Origin of the sequence: Corynebacterium sp. AOP40-9SA-29 (assembly GCF_052377405.1) — a bacterium.
Lineage (GTDB): Bacteria > Actinomycetota > Actinomycetes > Mycobacteriales > Mycobacteriaceae > Corynebacterium.
The window spans coordinates 21,643-40,161 of sequence record NZ_JBQSWR010000009.1; the positions used below are offsets into that span (position 1 = coordinate 21,643).

The following is an 18,519-nucleotide window of genomic DNA, read 5'->3' on the forward strand; positions in this document are numbered from 1 at the left end:
GCCATGAGCAGCATCGTCCCCGTGACCGATCCGTCCGACTCCCGTCTCGACGACGTCCGCGACCTGAACTCCTCCGATAAGCGTCCCGACCTACCCGGCGGCCGCGGCCTCGTCGTCGCCGAGGGCAATCTGGTGGTGCCGCGCCTGGCGGCGTCGCGCTTCCCGGTGCGCTGCGTGGTGGGCTTCGCCCACCGTCTCGAGCAACTGCAGGACGCCGCGGCGTCCGACCCGGACGTCGCCCGTGGGCTCGACGGCGTGCCCTTCTACGAGGTCACCCGGGAGGTGCTCGCCGAGGTCGCCGGCTTCGACATGCACCGCGGGCTGGTGGCCACCGCCGACCGGGTCGACGAGCCCGACGCCAGTGACGTGCTGGACGCCCTGCCGGCCGGCAACCGGGTCGTTGCCGTGCTGGAGGGCGTCGGCGACCACGAGAACATCGGCGCGCTGTTCCGCAACGCCGCCGGCCTCGACGTTGGCGCGGTGCTGCTGGGGGCCGGTTGCGCCGACCCGTTGTATCGGCGGGTGGTGCGCGTGTCGATGGGGCATGTGCTGCGCACCCCGTTCGCGCACCTCGGCAGCCGTCCGACGACGTGGCAGCACAGTCTCGCCGACCTGCAGGAGCGTGGCTACCGGGTGGTGGCGATGACACCGAATACGGACAACACCCTGGCTGAGGCCGTGGCCGGCGCCGACAAGGTCGCCGTGATGGTCGGGGCGGAGGGGCCCGGGCTGACCGAGCACGCCATGCGCGCGGCGGACGTGCGGGCGAAGATCCCGATGGCCCCGGGTACTGACTCGCTCAACGTGGCGACGTCCGCGGCGATCGGCTTCTACGCCGCACAGTTCTGACGCTACCGCCCGGTATTGCGGGCGCGGCGGCGGACCTCGTCGCCGATCCTGTGCGCCCCGGTCTGTAGTAGACGCACCCCACCGACCACGCCGCGTCCGACCCCGGTCACCGCGGACACCGTGGCGCCCTTGAGCAGGTCGGACGTGGAGCGCACCGCCGACTCCTTGCCCTCGGCGTAGTCGTCATAGCCCGGGGGGAGCGGGTTCTGAACGTTCTGGGGGCGCTGGGGCCGCTGGGGGTTTCGGGTCCGCGATGCCGGTCGGGAGTCGCCGGGCACCGCACGCGGTGCGGGGCGTCCGTCCAGCGCGAAGGCGCACACCGGGATGTCGATGCCCTCGCGCTCGACCCGGAATCCCAGCCAGTGTTCCTCGGCGGCAGCGGCGAACTCGCCGGGCCGGAAGGGTAGTTGGATGCCCGTGGCCTCCACGTTGCCCTCCCAGAACGGGGCCTCGAAGGGCTCGGGTAGGCCGGTGTCCTCGTAGATCTTGTCGCGCGTGGCGGTGAAGGCGCGCTTCAGCGTGCCGCCGGACCAGTGGGCGAAACCGCCGAGGCCGTCCGGATCGTCCGGCGTCCGGCACGTCACGTACAGGTCGGCGGCGGCGATGAGTTCCCGCAGCGGGGCCGGGACTTCCGACATCAGGCAGGGTTCCGGCAGTACGGTCTGCACCAACGACAGACCCGCGTAGCCGCCGATGTAGAACTCGGCGCGCCCCGGCGGGGCCGAGCGGTTCATGTCGAAATCGCCGATGTGGGTGGGGGAGGAGAAGTCGCCGAAGGTATTCGCCGAGCCTTCGGTGCTCAGGCGCACGCCGAGTTGGGCGAGGAACTTGCGGGCGAAACCACGGTCAGGCGTCGGTTCGGCACGCAGTACCTGCACCGGGATGGCGGCGCTGGCGAACCACAGTGTCACCACCGTGTCGGGGGATCCCACCGTGGTCTACTTCTTCTTGTTCCGGCCATTGGCCCGCGGGTTCGTGCGGACCCCGAGCAGGACGTCCTCCCAGTGAGGCGTGACGGCCTTCTTCTTACGCTTCGACGGGTCCTCGCCGCCGCTGGCCGGGTGGGAACGGCGACCGAAGAGGTCGACGGGGGCGTCGGCGGTGGGATCCTGGGGTTCGGCAGACTCAGAGGTCTCAGGAGCACCAGAAGTCTCTTCAGCGGGCTCCTGCACCGCGGCGGTATCCGGCCGGGTCTCCTCGGTCGCGGGGGTACCGTCCTCCCCGCGGCTGGAGGGAACCATCGGGGACACCGTGCGCACCGGGCGCTCGAAACGCGGGTCGATGAGGTCGGAGGCCACGGAGTTCACCGGCTCGGCGGTGGCCGGACCGTCCTCACCCGGGACGAAGCGGAAGTCGGCGACGAACCGCGAGGCGCCCTCCCGGTTGCCCTTCGTCCAACTCACCGAGATCACCCAGTGGTCGGACGAATCCATCGCCGCCGACCAGTCGGCAGCGCGCAGGCTCTCGCCACGGGCGGCGAAGGCGCCGGCGAGCACCTCACGCAGCGGCGCGTCCGTCGGACCATCGGCACGGACCGGGTGGGCGTCGCGCGCCATCTCGGCGATGCGGTGGCGCTCCATCGCGATCGGCACGGCGAAGGGGCGGACGCGGCGGTCCTCCATGCCGGTCTCCGCGACGATCTGCTCCACGGTCTCACCGTGGCGGATGCGGTCCTGGATGTCGCGCGGGCGCAGGTGCACGCGCTCACGCACCGGGATGACGGCGGGTTCCGCAGCGTCCGGCGCCTCGGTGCTGTCCTGAGCGGGGGCAGGGGCGGCTTCTGTGGAGGTGTCTTCGGCAGGCTCTTCCTTGGGCTGCACCAGGGTCCCGAGGAACTCGGTGAGCTCGTCGGTGACCGGCAGGAAGAACTCGGGGGCCGCGTCCTCCCCGTCGGTGCCTTCGGTGCCGTCGGTACCGTCGGTACCACTTTCGGCCACGCGGAGAACGAGGGACGCCCGGTCGCTGTCGTCCTGGACGAACCGCAGTTCCTGCATCGGTGGGACCTCCATCATCCACTCGGTGTTTTCCGCCACACTAGCGCAAAAACCCCCGGAAGACGGTGATCTTCCGGGGGTGAGTCAGGGGTCTGGACCTGACGGTACGTCCTGTTCGGACTAGCGCGAGGCAACACCCGAGTCGAGGATGTAGTCGATCGCGGTGGTCAGCGTCTTGACATCCTCCGGGTCGATCGCCGGGAACATGCCGACGCGCAGCTGGTTGCGGCCCAGCTTGCGGTAGGGCTCGGTGTCGAGCACACCGTTGGCGCGCAGCGTCTTGGCGATGACGTCGGCGTCCACCGAGTCGTCGAAGTCGATCGTGCCGACCACCAGGGAACGGCTCGACGCCTCGGCGACGAAGGGCGAGGCCTCCGGGCGGGCTTCCGCCCAGCTGTACAGAGTGGAGGAGGACTCAGAGGTGCGGGCGACCATGCCGTCCAGACCGCCATTGGCGTTCATCCACTTCACCTGGGCGTCCATCATCAGCAGCGTGGAGACGGCCGGGGTGTTGTAGGTCTGGTTCTTGCGCGAGTTGTCCACCGCGGTCTTCAGGTCCAGGAAGGCCGGGATGTAGCGGTCGGTGGCGGCGATCTCCTCGACGCGCTCCAGGGCTGCCGGCGAGAAGGCGGCGAACCACAGGCCACCGTCGGAGGCGAAGCACTTCTGGGGTGAGAAGTAGTAGACGTCGGTCTCGGCGATGTCGACGGGCAGTCCGCCGGCACCGGAGGTGGCGTCGATGGCGACCAGGGCGTCCGTGGCGGGACGCTTCACGTCCACCATCGCGCCGGTGGAGGTCTCGTTGTGCGCCCAGCCGACCAGGTCGACGTCGGCGTCGACGCCGTCGAGCTCGGAGGGGGAGGGGGCGGTGCCCGGCTCGGAGGCGAAGACCTGCGGCTCGTCCAGCCACGGGGCCTTCTTCGAGACGGAGGCGAACTTGCCGGAGAACTCACCGTAGGTCAGGTGCGCCGAGCGGTTGCGGATCAGGCCGAAGGAGGCGGAGTCCCAGAAGGCGGTGGCGCCGCCGAGGGAGGTGATGATCTCGTAGCCCTCGGGCAGGTTGAACAGGTCCGACAGGCCCTCGCGCACGGAGCCGACGAGGTTCTTCACGGCCGGCTGGCGGTGGGAGGTGCCGATGACGTCCCGGCCTCCGGAGACGATGGCGTCGATCTGGTCCTGGCGGACCTTCGAGGGGCCGCAGCCGAATCGGCCGTCGGCGGGCAGGAGGTTCTCGGGCAGGGTGGGGAACTGGTCGCTCATGATCGGCTTTCCTGGCTCTCTTCCTAGTCTTCCAAGCACGGTCGTACGGGAACTCCGCCAGCCTAGCCGGTGGGGACGCTTCTGGGACAGGTTGTCCCACAGTCCGGGATGCAGCGGGGGTGGCTGACGGGGATACCGTACGACCCTACTGTGTCGGCGCCGGGGGGATTCGGTACAGTGTGTCCTATCCCACGATCGTTGACGGTCCGCTCCGTGAGATTCTCTCACCTCGGGCCGCTCGGTTCGAGGCGGGCCCCGGGACGGTGATCTCCGTCTGGGGGCATAACCGAAAGCATCGAAGTACCTGAATAAACGAAAGGGCTGTCAATGGCTTCCGACAACCAGGACAAGGCCGTTCTCCACTACCCCGGTGGCGAATACGAAATGCCGATCGTCAAGGCCAACGAGGGCAATTCCGGATTCGCGCTGGGCAAGCTGCTCGCCGAGACCGGTCTGACCACCGTTGACCCCGGCTACGTGAACACAGGTTCCACTCTCTCCGAGATCACCTACATCGACGGTGGCGAGGGCATCCTGCGTTACCGCGGTTACGACATCGCTGATCTGGCGAACAACGCCACCTTCAACGAGGTCAGCTACCTGCTCATCAACGGCGAGCTGCCGAACAACGAGGAGCTGGAGGCGTTCAACGCCAACATCCGGCGCCACACGCTGCTCGACGAGGACTTCAAGAGCCAGTTCAAGATCTTCCCGCGCAATGCGCACCCGATGAACGTTCTGGCCTCGTCCGTCAACATCCTCGCGACCTACTACGAGGATGAGCTTGACCCGTTGGACAAGGGCTTCCAGGTCAAGAACACCCACCGCCTGATGGCGAAGGTGCCGATGCTCGCGGCCTACGCTTACCGCGCATCCAAGGGCAAGCCCTACATGTACCCGGACAACAACCTGAATGCGCGCGAGAACTTCCTGCGCAATATGTTCGGCTACCCGACCGAGGACTACGAGGTCGACCCGGTGCTGTCCAAGGCACTGGACAAGCTGCTCATCCTGCACGCGGATCACGAGCAGAACTGCTCCACCTCCACCGTGCGCATGGTCGGCTCCTCGCACGCGAACATCTACTCCTCCATCGCCGCGGGCGTCAACGCCCTGTCCGGCCCGCTGCACGGCGGCGCCAACCAGGCCGTCCTGGAGATGCTGGAAGAGATCCACGCCAACGGTGGCGACGCGACCGACTTCATGAACCGCGTGAAGAACAAGGAGCCGGGCGTCAAGCTCATGGGCTTCGGTCACCGCGTGTACAAGAACTACGATCCGCGCGCCGCGATCGTCAAGGAGTCCGCACACGAGATCCTGGAGCACCTCGGTGGCGACAACCTCCTCGACCTTGCGATGAAGCTTGAGGACATCGCCCTTAACGATGACTACTTCATCTCCCGCAAGCTGTACCCGAACGTGGACTTCTACACCGGCCTGATCTACCGGGCCATGGGCTTCCCCACGGACTTCTTCACCGTGCTGTTCGCCATGGGTCGCCTGCCGGGCTGGATCGCTCACTACCTCGAGCAGATCAACGAGCCGTCGGCGAAGATCAACCGTCCCCGCCAGATCTACACCGGTGAGGGCAAGCGCTCCTTCGTCCCGCGCGACAAGCGCTAGAGACAGGAACGCAGGACGGCGCACGCGCCGTCCGTGCACAGGCAGGACGCCTCGGCCCCGCATCACGCGGGACGGGGCGTCCTGCCTTTTCGCGTTGCGCGGGTGGCGCGGCCGGCAGGCCTGCTAATCTAGTTCGGTTAGCACGACCGCGAACCCACAGGAGTACCTCCATGAGCAAGCCCACGATCGAGCCCCAGTCCGGCCCCGCCCCGTCTTCCCTGGTGATCGAGGACATCTCCGTCGGTGACGGTGCCGAAGCCGTGGCAGGCGGCATGGTCGAGGTCCACTACGTGGGCGTGGACTACGAAACCGGCCAGGAGTTCGACTCCTCCTGGGACCGTGGCCAGACCATCGAGTTCCCGCTGACCGGCCTGATCCAGGGCTGGCAGGACGGCATCCCCGGCATGAAGGTCAACGGGCGCCGCAAGCTCACCATCCCGCCGGAGCTGGCCTACGGCCCGGCCGGTGCCGGCAACCCGCTCGCCGGACGCACCCTGGTCTTCATCATCGACCTGGTGGATGCCCGGTAGTTATATCTCTCGGGGGAGGAGCGGGGTCAGCGGGAGACGGGGTCCCCGCCGGCGTCCCGTGCCGCGAGGTCCTCGATGAAGGGGGCGCTCTCCCAGTCGCCCGGGGTGGTGCAGGCGAAGGCTCCGCAGGAGTTCGCCCGCGCCAGGCATGTGGCGGTATCCGCGCCGGAGATCACGGCGCTGAGGTAGCCGGCCACGAAAGCATCGCCGGCGCCGACGGTGTCCACCACGTCGACGACGTGTCCGGGGCAGTGTGTCAGTTCTCCGTGGCGTAGGGCGGTTGCCCCGTCCGCGCCGAGTTTCGCCACGACCTCGGCAGGGCCTAGGTTCGCCACCGCGCGCAGCAGTGCCTCGGTATTGTCTTCGGGGTCGCCTTCGGTGTGACCCGGTGCGAGGATCGACAGTTCCTCGGGGCCGCCGAAGACGATGTCCACGTGGGGTAGGACATCTACCAGCAGGTCCCCCAGGTGTTCACGGGAGCCAAGCCGGGAACGATAGTTCACATCCAGACTGATCCGGGTACCCGCGGCGACGGCGCGGTCCACCGCCGCTGCCGTCGCGTGTGCCGCGGACTCGGACAACATCGGGGTGATGCCGCTGAGATGCAGGACGTCGGCATTCTCGATGAGCCCGTCCGGTAGGTCAGCGGGGGAGAGGGCCGAGGCTGCCGAGCCAGCCCGGTAGTAGTCGACGCGGGTCGTGGTCGCGGTGGGGCGGGATTTCAGCATCAGCCCGGTCGGCCGCTCGTTGTCGACCCGGCAGTGTACCTGGACCCCTTCGGCCCGGATCTCCCGCGCCACCCGGGTGCCCAGCGGGTCGTGGCCGACTCGGCTGATCCATGCGGCCTGTACGCCGAGGCGCTGCAGGCCGATCGCGACGTTCGACTCCGCGCCGGCGAGGGAGATGTCGACCGACGGCAGGTGGGCCAGTGAACCGACCTGGCCGCTGCGCATCATCGCCATGGTCTCGCCGATGGTCACCACCTGTGGGTGCGGGGGCTGGGGCAGGAACTGGGATGAGCGTGGGGCGGTGGTGTGGGGGTCCATTGTTTTCCTTTTGGGGTGTCCTTCTGGGGCGAGCGGGTGGAGATCGCGCTATTGACGTTCCGCATAGCGTAACGTACATTCTGCATTACGTAACAGAGTATCAGTGCCGCCGGGCGACTGGCGAGCGACTGGCGAGTGACCAGGAGGCCCCCGATGTCGGCAGAACAGGACGTGAGCCCCGTGACGAGCGTCGACAAGGCGCTCCTGCTCCTCGGTTTTCTCGCGCAGGCCGGCCCCGACGGGGCCACGCTCGCCGAACTGGCGGGTGCGACCGGGTTCACCAAACCGTCCGCCCACCGACTGCTCGGCGCCCTGGTCTTTCGCGGCTACGCCGCCCGTGAGATCGAGGGGAAGCGCTACCGACTCGGCCCCAGCGCGCTCCGGCTCGGACTCGAGTTCCACCGCGACGAGAACCTGCCCGCGATGATGCGTCCGACGCTCGAGGCGCTCTCGCGTAGCACCAGCGAACTCGTCCACCTCGGCATGCTCTCCGGGTCCCAGGTGCTCTACCTGGACAAAGTTGACCCCGATCGTCCACTGCGGGTCTGGTCCCGGGTCGGCAACCTCGCGCCGTCGGCGCGCACCGGCCTCGGACGCGCACTGCTCGCCGCGCAGGACGCCGAGGCGTCCGACCTGGAGACCTACGTCGATGCCGCCCGGGCGCAGACGGACCTGCCGGTGAACGCCGCGCCGGAGGTCAGCCTCGACCGACTGGAAGAAGTCCTCGACCAGGCGCGTTCCCGCGGCTGGGCCGAGGAAGTCGAGGAGAACGAACGCGGCATTAGCTGCGTCGCCGTCGCGCTGACCAGGCCCCAAGGTGCAGACGTCGCCGTGAGCATCACCGGTCCCGCCGAACGCATGACGGATGCGCGCCGGGCGGAGCTCGGCGCATACCTCCGCGAGGAACTGGCCGCGCATGCGCCAACCGGCGTCGAAGTGGTGCCCATCGCGACGAACCGTCCGACCCACCCTGCCCGCCCTACAACCCCCGATCTTGGAGCACACCAGTGACCCGAACCGATACGCTTCCGCCCACCGGCCTTGTCGCCATTCTGCGCGGACTCACTCCCGCCGACGCACCTGCGGTTGGCGACATCCTGCGCGAGGCGGGGTTCCGCCGGCTGGAAGTCACCCTCAACTCTCCGGACCCCTTCACCTCGATCGAGCTGCTGGCGCAGCGGCTTCCCGATGTCATCGTCGGCGGCGGGACCGTCGTCACCGTCGCCGACGTTGACCGGGTGCGCGACGCGGGAGGACGCATCATCGTCGCGCCCAATGCCGACCCGGCCGTGATCGGCCGCTCGGTGGAGCTCGGTCTCGAACCCTATCCCGGTGTCGCGACCCCGACCGAGGCTTTCACCGCCCTCGGCGCCGGTGCGCGGGCGTTGAAACTCTTCCCCGCCCCGGCCGTCGGTATCAGCGGAATGAAGGCGTGGTCGGCCGTGGTGCCTGCGGGAACCCAGTTCCTGCCCGTCGGCGGCATCGACGCCGGCAACCTCGGCGACTGGCTCGCCGCGGGTGCCCAGGGGGCCGGGATCGGCTCTACCCTCTACAAGCCAGGTCGCAGCACCGGTGAACTTGACCAGTCCGCCCGCGACCTTATGACCGTCTGGAACAACCACCAGGACAAGGATCAGGAGAACCACCAGTGAAGATCACCGCAGTCACCACCTACCAGGTCCCGCCGCGCTGGGCCTTTGTGAAGATCGAGACCGATGAGGGGATCGTCGGATGGGGAGAGCCCGTCGTCGAGGGTAGGGCCGCCACCGTGTGCGCGGCCGTCGAGGAACTCTCCGACTACCTGATCGGCCAGGACCCCGCGAACATCGAGGACCTGTGGACGGTCATGTACCGCGGCGGGTTCTACCGTGGCGGGCCCATCCTGATGAGCGCTATCGCCGGTATCGACCAGGCGCTGTGGGATATCAAGGGCAAGGCGCACGACCTGCCGGTCCACCAGCTCCTCGGCGGTCGCGTGCGCGACCGCATCGACGTGTACTCCTGGATCGGCGGGGACCGTCCTTCAGAGACCGCGAAGGCCGCCGCGGATGCAGTCTCCCGTGGCTTCAGCGCGGTGAAGATGAACGGTACCGAGGAGATGCAGTTCATCGACTCGTGGGACAAGGTCACCCGCGCCGTTGAGAACGTCGCGACGATCCGGGAGACCGTCGGTGAGAACATCGGCATCGCGGTGGACTTCCACGGCCGGGTGCACGCACCGATGGCGAAGACTCTCATCCGCGAGCTCGAGCAGTTCCACCTCATGTTCATCGAGGAGCCTGTGCTCAGCGAGAACGTCGACTCGCTGCTCGACACGATGCGGTCAACCCCGACCCCGATCGCCCTGGGTGAGCGGCTGTTCAGCCGGTGGGACTTCAAGGACGTCCTGGCCAGTGGAGCGGTGGACATCATCCAGCCCGACCCGTGCCACAGCGGCGGTATCACCGAGACCCGGAAGATCGCCGCGATGGCGGAGGCCTACGATGTCGCCCTCGCTCTGCACTGTCCACTCGGGCCGATCGCGCTGGCGACCTGCCTGCAGCTGGACGCCAACTGCTACAACGCGGTGATCCAGGAGCAGAGTCTCGGCATCCACTACAATGCCGACAACGACCTGCTCGACTACATCACCGACCGTAGCGTCTTCGCCTACGAGGACGGCATGGTGAAGATCCCGGACGGTCCCGGCCTCGGCATCGACATCGATGAGGAGTACGTGATCGAACGGGCGAAGACCGGACACCGCTGGCGCAACCCGATCTGGCGCCACGCCGACGGCTCCTTCGCCGAATGGTGATCCGGACGAGCCGCGTCGCCCGGCCGGCTCAGCCGTACCCAACTTTCTGAGTAACCCCTGCCCAACCCCCTTCCCAATGACGTAAGGACCCCACAATGCCTTGGATCGAAGAGACCGGCTGGGAAAGCTGGCTCGGCACCGGAGGGCTCATCGGGCTCGCCGTGGTCGCCGTGGCGCTGCTCCTGTTCATGGTCATGAAGCTCAAGCTCCATGCGTTCCTCTCCCTGGTCATCGTCAGCCTGCTGACGGCGATCATCGCCGGCATCCCCGCCGAGCACCTGGTTGACACCATGGTGAGCAGTTTCGGCGGGACGCTCGGTAGCGTCGCGCTGTTGGTCGCGATCGGCGCGATGCTCGGCGCCCTCGTCGAGACGTCCGGCGGTGCGAAGGCGCTCGCCGACAAGATGATCAGTATCTTCGGTGAGAACCGCGCACCATTCGCCCTCGGTGTCGCCGCCCTATTCGTCGGCTTCCCGATCTTCATGGACGCCGCCTTCGTGCTGATGGTCCCCATCATCTACGCGGTCGCGCGCCGACTCGGATTGAACCTGCTGGCGGTCGGTATCCCCGTCGCCGCCGCGCTGTCCGTGATGCACGTCTTCCTGCCGCCGCACCCCGGCCCGGTCGCCGCGACGGAGTTCGTCGGGGCGAACCTGGGCATCGTGATGATCATGGGTCTGATCCTGGCGTTCCCGATCTGGTTCATCTCCGGCCACCTGTGGGGCAAGGTCGTCGACAAGCGTCACCGCATCGATGTTCCGGACGCAGTCTTCGCCAAGATGGTCGGTGAGGAAGAGGATATCGAGAAGCCGCCGAGCGCGGGCCTCGTGGTCTTCCTGCTGGTCCTGCCGCTGCTACTGATCCTGCTGAACACCGGGCTGGACGCGCTGGGTTCCATCGGCGTGGTGGACGCGGACTCCACCTGGGTGAATGCCGTCCAGGTGGTCGGGGCGACGCCCGTTGCGCTGCTGATCTCCGTCCTCGTGACGATCGTCGCGCTCGGCCTGCGCCGCGGCAAGAGTGGTACTGCCATCGAGAAGACGATCGACGGTGCCCTCGGGCCGGTCTGTTCCGTCATCCTGATCACCGGTGCCGGCGGCATGTTCGGTGGTGTGCTGCGTGCGACGGGTATTGGCGACGCGATCGCCCAGTCCTTCGACTCCCTCGGCATCCCGCTCATCGTCGCAGCATTCCTCATCGCCGCGGCCATCCGCGTGGCACAGGGTTCTGCAACCGTGGCGCTGACCACCGCGGCGGCCCTGGTGGCCGATGGTGTGGCGTCGAGCGATATGTCCGCTGTCCAGGTGGCTTGTGTCGTGATGTCGCTGGCCGCGGGTTCCGTGATTGCCAGCCACGTCAACGACTCCGGTTTCTGGCTGGTCGGCCGACTGCTGAACATGGACGTGAAGACCACGTTGCGCGTGTGGACGGTCCAGCAGACCATTGAGTCGGTTGTCGCCTTCGCCCTCGTGCTCGTGATCTACGGGGTTGTCAGCCTCGTGTGATCAACCGACCACCGTGCGCAGCCGCAGGGCGTTGATCCTGCCGAGCTCGCGCACGGTGGTCTCCCATTCACCGACGGTCGGGTTCTCCAGGCGCCGCTTGAGCAGCAGGAGGACCTCATTGCCGCCGATGCCTTGGGCACACACCAGGAAGATGTGGTGGAACCGTGCCTCGTAGCGACGCACCAGGTCGGAGATCTCGGCGAGGACCTCGGGAGGGGAGTCGAGGATGAACGCCTGCTCCTCGCGTGAGTAGGAGTCAGTCGTCTTCTCCCCGAGGACCGGGTGGGACTGGATACTGGTGATGATCTCGACGCGTGGCAGCCGCAGCAGTTCGCGGTGGGCGACGTCGAGCAGGTGCTCGAGGCTGCGGAAGGGTGCGGCTGCGGCAATGGCCGCGCCGAGCGGGGGTGAGTAGAGCAGGGCGCCGATCATCTCTGTGACCTCGGTGGGGGTCATCCTGTTGAGGTCGTCGACGGTGGTGACGGGAACGGTGTCAATCATGGTTCCCAGTGAACCGGCGGGTCGTTTCCGCTCCGTTTCGCGATGGTGAACTCCGATCGGTGGTGCCCCCGCACGTCCGGCCCCTGCACCTCTAGTGGTGCGGGGGCTTTCGTGCGCGCGGGGGTTAGTTCTCGTCGGGAGGTTCCTCGGTGGTGTCGTCTGTGTCGTCGAAGGTAGGGGCCGGACCGGTGTCCTTGACATCCGGACCATAGACCTGGGCCAACGGGCCGGTCGCGTGCGTGGTGTAGCGCACCCCGCCCGGGCCCTGCCAGTGGATCGTGAACCCGCCATCGGGGGAGGAACACCGCCAGGACCCCTCGGTTTTCAGCCGGTGGTGTGGACGGCAGAGTTTCTGCCCATTGCTCGGGTGCGTGGCGCCGTCGCTGGTGGGGTCGGTATGAGGGGAGTTGATGATGTGGTCGTTGTCGCAGAGCGTGGCCGGCACGTCACAGTACGGGAACCGGCAGGTCGCGTCCCGGCCCTCCATGTAGGTGCGGTGGCCCAGCAGGAACGGGTAGCCCGGCGACTCGGGGTAGTCCTGCGGGTCGATGGGGATCTCTTTGACCTTCTTCGGATCGCAGGCCCCTTCGAAGCGTTCGGCGGTGGCCGGGTTGATCCACCCGACCCCGGCGACGTAGCCGGCCCCGGTGCCGTGCACGCCGTCGATCGTTGCGCGGTAGAGGTGCACCCGGATTTCCATCGAGTTCGGGTTGTCGCCGAGTTGTTCGAGCATGACCTGTGCTTTGAGCTGGGAGCGGGTCGGTAGCTCGGAGCGTTCGTCTTCGGGGAGGTTTTCCTGAAGGCGGCGGGCGTCGGCGAGCATGACGCGGGCTTTCTTGTCGAGTTCGTCGTCGATGGCCGCCAGGGTGACGATATCGCCGCCGGTGAGGATCATCTTGTTGCCCCGGCGCTTGAGGGTGACGATGTCCTCCTGGGCCAGGGCGGTGTTGTCGGCCAGCACCGGGGCGGCATCCAGTATCGCCGCGCGTACACGGTCGCGGAGTTCTTGCAGGGTGACCAGGCGGGTGGTTTCGCGCAGCCAGGGGGTGACGTGGGTGTTGATTGCCGCGTCGAGGCAGGCGGTGATCTCGTCGTGGCGTCCTTTGGGCACGGTGGATAGTTGGGCGTTGATCATCCGGCGGATCAGGGCGAGGTGGTCGGCGGCGAGGATGCCGGTGGTGACGACGGCGCAGAAGAGTTCGAGGTTGCGTGCGGCGAGTTCGCCTGCGTGTGCGAAGCGGGTGGCGTCGTGTTGGGAGCGTCCGCGTAGGGCCAGTGCTGAGCCGAGGCGTTCGCTGGCCGGTAGTTGGCGCAGGTGGATGATCAGGCCCATCTCGACGATGTTGATGTGGCGCTGCAGTGCGTCGATGTCGACAGTGGGCGGTTCGTCGGTGGTGGTCATGTCCCTGTTTTCCCCCTTCTTCCATTTGTTGGAGGAAGTGTATACCAGGGCCCGGACATGAAACGTGCACCTGTTCGAACAGTAGTCGTTAGTGCACCATATACGGGGTTCCGCGGGGGTTATTGCGCCGGAAGGTCATCATGTCGTGGAAGATCTCGGCGGAGGAACGCTCGTCACTAGTCGGATCAGTGTCCGGACCGGCACCGTCAGAGTGCGCACCCGGGCGCAGCATCTGCGCGAGGTAGGACGGGTCGACCGTCGCCGCGCCGACGTAGCGGGCGGCGTGCACCTGCTCGGCGTTGATCCGCGTCCAGTCCACCGTCCAGCCGGCGTGCCGGAGCAGCTGGTCGAAGAAGTAGCGTTGCGTCCGGCTGTTGCCGTCCTGGAAGGGATGCACCATCGTCATCTCCGACCAGTGGTCGGCGACGGTGCGCACCGCCGCGTCGAGGTCCGTGTCCGACGGGGGCTTGCGGGCGATATCGCGGAGCACCCGGTCGAGTTCCTTGTCGACGTACTGGGCGCGGCACATCGCCATGCCCATCGCGCCGACCTCGGTGGTGCGCACAGCGCCCGCCCACGGGTACACGTCCTGCATCAGGTACGAGTGGACCCTGACCAGGTCATCACGGGTGAAACTGGTCAGAGGATCGCCACGCTCGATTTCGGCCAGGCGCAGGGCGGCGGTCCGTCCGGCCAGTGACTCCAGTTCCGGGAGGTCGGTGATGTCGAAGAAGTTCTCCGGAGCGCCGCCCGTCATGCTCCGGCCACCCGCTCGCGCAATTCACCGGCACGGGCGGAATCGCCGTAGCCGTCGTGCTCCAGCATCGCCAGCACCGAGTTATCGACGCTGGTCTCACCCCGGAAGATCCGCCGGACCTCAGCCTCGGTGTCCTGGTTCAAGGGTTGGCCGGCCATGGTCATCGATGCGTCGACGGCGGCGACTTTCTGGTCTTCGGTGCGGTGATCTGTCACGGTTCTCGTGGGCCTTCCTGTGGTGGTTGACAACCACCACAGTCTACCAAGGAAAAGCGACCTGAACTGCAGGAATGTTCTACTTTCCGGCCTTGATGGCGCGCATCCAGGTCATCTTCTTGCCGTTGTTGAGGATCGAACCACGGTAGATCCGGGCGACCAGCAGGAGCACCAGGAAAATGGTCAGCGCCAGCAGTGCGAAGGACGCGATCAGCAGTCCCAGCGACATGTCCCCGGAGGCGTAGCGCATCGGTGCGACACCCAGCGACATTGGCGGCACCCAGGAGAGTACCTGCATCACCGTGGAGTCCGGCACGCTCCAGCCGAAGATCGGCGGGTACATCACCGCGAAGAAGATCAGCATCACCGGCATCTGCGTACTGCCCAGATCCTCGGCCTTGCTGACCAGTGATCCGGCGGCGGCATACAGTGCGCTGAAGAAGAGCATGCCCAGGATGAAGGAGACCAGGAGCACCGGTATCGTCGCCGCGTGAACTTGTATGTCGGCGAGCATGCCCGTCATCCCGAGCGCGGCGAGTGCGGCGCCGAGGATCACCACGGTGCCGACGAATCCGACGATCAGCATCGCGAGGATCTTGCCGATGAGCAGGTCGATCGGACGGATGGTGGCGAGGATGATCTCGACGACGCGCGAGGACTTCTCCTCGGTCACCCGGCCACCCACGTTGCCGGCGAAGATCATGATGAAGGTCAGCACGACCATGGTGCCGAGCATGGTGGTCACCACGGCGGCGATATTGTCGTCCTGGGCGTCCTCGGAGACGTCGATGGTGGTCAGGGCCGCGTTGGGGAGTGCGGCGGCGAAGTCGTCGGGATCCACGCCCACGGCGTCCAGTGCTTCGTTTTGGGCGACGGCGGACGCCGCGGCCTGCGCGGCAGCGGCGACGGCCGGGTCCGGCGTGCCGTCGGCGATGAGCTCGAAACCGTCGGACGTGCGGACAAGCGCAGCGTCCTTCCCGTCCTGGACCGCCGACACCGCGGCGTCCCGGTCGTCCACCGCACTGACGTCGATACCGTCGCCGGCGATCTCGGAGACGACGGAGGAGTCCGTGCCACCGACGACGAGCTCCGGATTGTCGCTGTCTCTGCCGGTGAAGAAGTTGACGATGAACACCGCGGCGACCACGCCGACGAGCACGATGATGAAGGTGGCGATGATCGCCTTGTTCTTCGTGGCGACCTGGATCTCACGCTCGGTGACGGTGCGGATCGCGCCGGCGCGCGAGTAGCCGGAGGAGGCGGGAGCGGGGGTTCGCGCAGGGGTTCGCTCAGGGGTTCGCGTGGTCATGAGGAGACGACCTCCTTGAAAAGATCGGTCAGGTCGGGGACGCGGCGGGAGAAACCGTGGACGGTGCCCGCGTCGAGCGCGGCGTGGAGGATCTGCTGGTCACCGACGTGGCCGGCATCCAGGACGACGGACTCCGCGTCCGACTCGACGACCCGCGTGCCCGCCGGGTACCAGTCGCGCGCGGTGGTGCGGACCTCGTAGAGGACGGGGCCGCGGTCGCGCAGGTCGTCCACCGTGCCCTCGGCCTTCATCTGGCCCTTGGTGATGATGCCCACCCGGTGGCACAGCCGCTGCACCAGGTCGAGCTGGTGGGAGGAGAAGAGGACCGGCACACCCTCGGCGGCCTTCGCCAGCAGCAGCTCGCTCATCACCGAGACCGCGACGGGGTCGAGACCGCTGAACGGCTCGTCGAGGATGAGCAGCTCGGGGTGGTGCACCAGGGAGGCGGCCAGCTGCACGCGCTGCTGGTTACCGAGGGAGAGCTCCTGGAGTTTGGAGTTGGCGCGCTCGGTCAGGCCGAGCTGTTCCAGGAGTTCATCGGTGGCGGTGGTGGCGGCCTGCTTGGTGAGCCCGTGCAGGCGTCCGAAGAAGATCAGCTGGTCGGCGATCTTCTCCTTGTCGTAGAGGCCGCGTTCCTCGGGCATGTAGCCGATGGTGCGGCGGATGTCGTCGTTGATCGGGGTGCCGTCCACGCGGGCTTCCCCGGTGTCCGAGGTCAGCACGCCGAGCGCGATGCGCATGGCGGTGGATTTGCCGGCGCCGTTGGATCCGACGAAACCGTAGACCTCGCCGGGGCGCACGGTGAAGGTCATGTCGGTCAGGGCGCGGACGGCGGAGTCGCCGCTGCCGAAGGTCTTGTTGAGGTGGTCTATTTCCAGGGTGGGCACGGTTGCTCCTCTGGTTGTGGGGACGTGATGGCCAGACTAGTTGTTTGCTGGGGGAACTGGAACGGGAACCGGAACGGGGCCGAAGGTCGTGGCGTAGGCGATGGTGGGTGTGGCGATGGAGAGCATCGTCCCGAGGATGGTCAGCAGGCCGCCGGTGTAGACCCAACGGTCCAGGCTGTCCGGGTTCGCGACAGCGATGATGATCATGAAGAACGCGACGATCATGAGGAACGATGTGGTCCAGCCGTAGGCGATGGATTGCCATGTGCTTAAGACCTTCGCCTCGTACTCGTCGAGCTCGGAGTCCGGGGCCATGTCGCGGGTGTTGATCACGGTGCGTAGCATCGTCCAGCTCACGCAGACGATGACGGTGAAGGGCAGCCATGCGAGGACGAGCGGCAGCCAGATGACCTGTGCCAGGGCGGTGACCACCCCGAGCACGAGGGACCACAGGTAGATCCTGATCAGGAGGCGGACACGGGCCTCGGTCCGCCAGGACGGTGCCTGGGTGGACAGGGTCTTCTCGCGGAGCCGCCAGCGCTCGGCTTGGCGTTCGGCGCGGTTCTCCGCCCAGTCGTTGACTCTGGTGAGGGCGCTCATGGCTGATCCTTCCGGTAGATCTCGGTGGACATGGGGCCGAACTCCGTGCGGCTGAACACCGCGGCGACGGGGAGGTCGAAGACCTCGCAGACGCGGAAGGCCAGGTCGAGGCTGGGGGAGTGGTCGCCGCGTTCCAGTGCGCCCACGGTCTGGGGGTTCACGTCGATGAGTGTCGCCAGGTCGGCGCGCGACATGTCCCGTTCCGCGCGCAGCACCCGGATCCTGTTGTGGATCGGGGCGGCAGGCTTCTTCTTCGAGGACATGACACAAAGTGTTGTATAAACCCAACGACTTGTCAAGAATTTTAGGTGGCGGACGGGCCAGGGGCAGGCCTACGCTGGCGGCCATGACCAACGCAGAAACAGCACAAACAACACAGACAGTCACCCTCAACGACGGCCACGAGATCCCGCAGCTCGGCCTGGGTGTGTGGGAGCTCTCCCCGGAGGACGCCTACGCCTCCACCCGCGCGGCGATCAGCGCCGGCGCCCGCCACATCGACACCGCCGCGGCCTACGGCAATGAGCCGGACGTGGGACGCGCCATCGCCGACGCCATCGCCGAGGGTGAGGTCACCCGCGACGACCTCTACGTGACCACCAAGCTCTGGAACGCCGACCAGGCACCGGGCAAGGCCGCCGGGGCGATCGACACCTCCCTGGCGAACCTCGGTCTCGACCACGTGGACCTGTGGCTTATCCACTGGCCCGTGCCGTCCTACGGCCGTTACATCGAGGCATGGCGCGCGCTGATCGAGGCGCGCGAGGCGGGCAAGACGACGTCCATCGGTGTGTCGAACTTCTACCCGGAGGTGCTCGACGAGATCATCGACGCCACCGGTGTGGTCCCGGCCGTCAACCAGATCGAGCTGCACCCGGGCCTGTCCCAGCAGGCGCAGCGCGCCGACGACGCCAAGCGCGGCATCGTCACCGAGGCCTGGTCCCCGCTGGGCCGTGGTCTGCTCGACCACCCGGTCATCGCGGCCGTGGCAGAGGAGGTCGGGGCGTCCGCCGCGCAGGTCATCGTGCGCTGGCACCTGCAGCAGGGCATCGTGGTGTTCCCGCGCTCCAGCAAGGCCGAGCGGGTGAAGGAGAACCTCGCGGTGGACGGTTTCGAGCTCAGCGACGAGCAGATCGACCGCATCACCGCCCTGGACGACGACGAGGCCGCCGCCGGACGCGTCGGCGCGGACCCGCGCGAGGCGTCCTTCGGTGTCCCGGAGGAGTGACCTGCCCCTCGTTTGA

At 67.3% G+C, this 18,519-nt stretch carries 20 protein-coding genes; 8 read left to right on the top strand and 12 right to left on the bottom strand.

Annotated features, from left to right (window positions below):
* The first annotated feature begins 3 nt into the window (after nt 1-3).
* A complete protein-coding gene (locus ACT3SZ_RS14035; RefSeq protein WP_444619614.1) occupies nt 4-849 on the top strand; it encodes a TrmH family RNA methyltransferase in 846 nt (281 codons plus the stop codon).
* Between the two features lie 2 nt (nt 850-851).
* On the opposite strand, the gene ACT3SZ_RS14040 is transcribed toward ACT3SZ_RS14035, so the two are convergent.
* From ACT3SZ_RS14040 to serC, 3 genes are all read right to left on the bottom strand, one after another.
* Nucleotides 852-1,781 (bottom strand): DUF6928 family protein, encoded by a 930-nt coding sequence (locus ACT3SZ_RS14040; RefSeq protein ID WP_444619616.1) that lies wholly within the window; start codon nt 1,779-1,781, stop codon nt 852-854.
* 6 nt (nt 1,782-1,787) lie between these two features.
* Nucleotides 1,788-2,882 carry a septation protein SepH gene (gene sepH / locus ACT3SZ_RS14045; protein ID WP_444619617.1) on the bottom strand — a complete coding sequence of 365 codons (1,095 nt, stop codon included), beginning with the start codon at nt 2,880-2,882 and terminating at the stop codon, nt 1,788-1,790.
* 81 nt (nt 2,883-2,963) lie between these two features.
* On the bottom strand, nt 2,964-4,103 hold the full coding sequence (gene serC, locus ACT3SZ_RS14050; RefSeq protein ID WP_444619619.1) for a phosphoserine transaminase: 1,140 nt from the start codon (nt 4,101-4,103) through the stop codon (nt 2,964-2,966).
* A 327-nt stretch (nt 4,104-4,430) separates the two neighbouring features.
* On the opposite strand from serC, the gene ACT3SZ_RS14055 reads away from it, so the two are divergent.
* Nucleotides 4,431-5,726: a citrate synthase gene (locus tag ACT3SZ_RS14055; protein WP_444619621.1), complete on the top strand. Its 1,296-nt coding sequence runs from the start codon at nt 4,431-4,433 to the stop codon at nt 5,724-5,726.
* A 170-nt stretch (nt 5,727-5,896) separates the two neighbouring features.
* Complete coding sequence (locus tag ACT3SZ_RS14060; protein WP_444619623.1) at nt 5,897-6,256, top strand: FKBP-type peptidyl-prolyl cis-trans isomerase; 360 nt, start codon at nt 5,897-5,899, stop codon at nt 6,254-6,256.
* 26 nt (nt 6,257-6,282) lie between these two features.
* Here the strand turns inward: ACT3SZ_RS14060 and ACT3SZ_RS14065 are convergent, their stop codons facing one another.
* Complete coding sequence (locus tag ACT3SZ_RS14065; RefSeq protein ID WP_444619625.1) at nt 6,283-7,302, bottom strand: sugar kinase; 1,020 nt, start codon at nt 7,300-7,302, stop codon at nt 6,283-6,285.
* Nucleotides 7,303-7,455: 153 nt separating this feature from the next.
* Here ACT3SZ_RS14065 and ACT3SZ_RS14070 point away from each other — a divergent pair, with 153 nt between their 5' ends.
* From ACT3SZ_RS14070 to ACT3SZ_RS14085, 4 genes are all read left to right on the top strand, one after another.
* Nucleotides 7,456-8,313, top strand: coding sequence for an IclR family transcriptional regulator (locus tag ACT3SZ_RS14070; RefSeq protein WP_444619627.1), 858 nt, complete (start codon nt 7,456-7,458; stop codon nt 8,311-8,313).
* Complete coding sequence (locus tag ACT3SZ_RS14075) at nt 8,310-8,954, top strand: 2-dehydro-3-deoxy-6-phosphogalactonate aldolase (RefSeq protein WP_444619629.1); 645 nt, start codon at nt 8,310-8,312, stop codon at nt 8,952-8,954. The genes ACT3SZ_RS14070 and ACT3SZ_RS14075 overlap by 4 nt, the downstream gene beginning before the upstream one ends.
* On the top strand, nt 8,951-10,099 hold the full coding sequence (gene dgoD, locus ACT3SZ_RS14080; protein WP_444619631.1) for a galactonate dehydratase: 1,149 nt from the start codon (nt 8,951-8,953) through the stop codon (nt 10,097-10,099). Before ACT3SZ_RS14075 ends, dgoD begins: the two co-directional genes overlap by 4 nt.
* A 95-nt stretch (nt 10,100-10,194) precedes the next feature.
* Nucleotides 10,195-11,604: a GntP family permease gene (locus tag ACT3SZ_RS14085; RefSeq protein ID WP_444619633.1), complete on the top strand. Its 1,410-nt coding sequence runs from the start codon at nt 10,195-10,197 to the stop codon at nt 11,602-11,604.
* Here the strand turns inward: ACT3SZ_RS14085 and ACT3SZ_RS14090 are convergent, their stop codons facing one another.
* The 8 genes from ACT3SZ_RS14090 to ACT3SZ_RS14125 form a co-directional block, all read right to left on the bottom strand.
* Complete coding sequence (locus tag ACT3SZ_RS14090; protein WP_444619635.1) at nt 11,605-12,105, bottom strand: 2-oxo-4-hydroxy-4-carboxy-5-ureidoimidazoline decarboxylase; 501 nt, start codon at nt 12,103-12,105, stop codon at nt 11,605-11,607.
* A gap of 124 nt (nt 12,106-12,229) precedes the next feature.
* Nucleotides 12,230-13,507 (bottom strand): HNH endonuclease signature motif containing protein, encoded by a 1,278-nt coding sequence (locus tag ACT3SZ_RS14095; protein ID WP_444619637.1) that lies wholly within the window; start codon nt 13,505-13,507, stop codon nt 12,230-12,232.
* An 88-nt stretch (nt 13,508-13,595) separates the two neighbouring features.
* A complete protein-coding gene (locus tag ACT3SZ_RS14100; RefSeq protein WP_444619638.1) occupies nt 13,596-14,264 on the bottom strand; it encodes a Fic/DOC family protein in 669 nt (222 codons plus the stop codon).
* Nucleotides 14,261-14,479 (bottom strand): hypothetical protein, encoded by a 219-nt coding sequence (locus ACT3SZ_RS14105; RefSeq protein ID WP_444619640.1) that lies wholly within the window; start codon nt 14,477-14,479, stop codon nt 14,261-14,263. The genes ACT3SZ_RS14100 and ACT3SZ_RS14105 overlap by 4 nt, the downstream gene beginning before the upstream one ends.
* 79 nt (nt 14,480-14,558) lie before the next feature.
* Nucleotides 14,559-15,788 carry an ABC transporter permease gene (locus ACT3SZ_RS14110; RefSeq protein ID WP_444619642.1) on the bottom strand — a complete coding sequence of 410 codons (1,230 nt, stop codon included), beginning with the start codon at nt 15,786-15,788 and terminating at the stop codon, nt 14,559-14,561.
* Complete coding sequence (locus tag ACT3SZ_RS14115) at nt 15,785-16,675, bottom strand: ABC transporter ATP-binding protein (RefSeq protein WP_444619644.1); 891 nt, start codon at nt 16,673-16,675, stop codon at nt 15,785-15,787. Before ACT3SZ_RS14115 ends, ACT3SZ_RS14110 begins: the two co-directional genes overlap by 4 nt.
* A gap of 36 nt (nt 16,676-16,711) precedes the next feature.
* A complete protein-coding gene (locus tag ACT3SZ_RS14120) occupies nt 16,712-17,275 on the bottom strand; it encodes a hypothetical protein (RefSeq protein ID WP_444619646.1) in 564 nt (187 codons plus the stop codon).
* Nucleotides 17,272-17,538, bottom strand: a complete 267-nt coding sequence (locus ACT3SZ_RS14125) for a helix-turn-helix transcriptional regulator (RefSeq protein ID WP_444619648.1) — start codon at nt 17,536-17,538, stop codon at nt 17,272-17,274. Before ACT3SZ_RS14125 ends, ACT3SZ_RS14120 begins: the two co-directional genes overlap by 4 nt.
* Nucleotides 17,539-17,621: 83 nt before the next feature.
* Here ACT3SZ_RS14125 and ACT3SZ_RS14130 point away from each other — a divergent pair, with 83 nt between their 5' ends.
* The gene (locus tag ACT3SZ_RS14130) at nt 17,622-18,503 is read left to right on the top strand and encodes an aldo/keto reductase (protein ID WP_444619650.1); all 882 of its coding nucleotides are present in this window, start codon (nt 17,622-17,624) and stop codon (nt 18,501-18,503) included.
* Nucleotides 18,504-18,519 lie beyond the last annotated feature (16 nt).

Excerpts from the sequence above, each read along its gene's own strand:
- ACT3SZ_RS14035 (WP_444619614.1), top strand. The coding sequence starts at position 4 with ATGAGCAGCATCGTCCCCGTGACCGATCCGTCCGACTCCCGTCTCGAC.
- serC (WP_444619619.1), bottom strand. The coding sequence starts at position 4,103 with ATGAGCGACCAGTTCCCCACCCTGCCCGAGAACCTCCTGCCCGCCGAC.
- ACT3SZ_RS14055 (WP_444619621.1), top strand. The coding sequence starts at position 4,431 with ATGGCTTCCGACAACCAGGACAAGGCCGTTCTCCACTACCCCGGTGGC.
- ACT3SZ_RS14060 (WP_444619623.1), top strand. The coding sequence starts at position 5,897 with ATGAGCAAGCCCACGATCGAGCCCCAGTCCGGCCCCGCCCCGTCTTCC.
- ACT3SZ_RS14065 (WP_444619625.1), bottom strand. The coding sequence starts at position 7,302 with ATGGACCCCCACACCACCGCCCCACGCTCATCCCAGTTCCTGCCCCAG.
- ACT3SZ_RS14070 (WP_444619627.1), top strand. The coding sequence starts at position 7,456 with ATGTCGGCAGAACAGGACGTGAGCCCCGTGACGAGCGTCGACAAGGCG.
- ACT3SZ_RS14085 (WP_444619633.1), top strand. The coding sequence starts at position 10,195 with ATGCCTTGGATCGAAGAGACCGGCTGGGAAAGCTGGCTCGGCACCGGA.
- ACT3SZ_RS14090 (WP_444619635.1), bottom strand. The coding sequence starts at position 12,105 with ATGATTGACACCGTTCCCGTCACCACCGTCGACGACCTCAACAGGATG.
- ACT3SZ_RS14095 (WP_444619637.1), bottom strand. The coding sequence starts at position 13,507 with ATGACCACCACCGACGAACCGCCCACTGTCGACATCGACGCACTGCAG.
- ACT3SZ_RS14100 (WP_444619638.1), bottom strand. The coding sequence starts at position 14,264 with ATGACGGGCGGCGCTCCGGAGAACTTCTTCGACATCACCGACCTCCCG.
- ACT3SZ_RS14110 (WP_444619642.1), bottom strand. The coding sequence starts at position 15,788 with ATGACCACGCGAACCCCTGAGCGAACCCCTGCGCGAACCCCCGCTCCC.
- ACT3SZ_RS14120 (WP_444619646.1), bottom strand. The coding sequence starts at position 17,275 with ATGAGCGCCCTCACCAGAGTCAACGACTGGGCGGAGAACCGCGCCGAA.
- ACT3SZ_RS14125 (WP_444619648.1), bottom strand. The coding sequence starts at position 17,538 with ATGTCCTCGAAGAAGAAGCCTGCCGCCCCGATCCACAACAGGATCCGG.
- ACT3SZ_RS14130 (WP_444619650.1), top strand. The coding sequence starts at position 17,622 with ATGACCAACGCAGAAACAGCACAAACAACACAGACAGTCACCCTCAAC.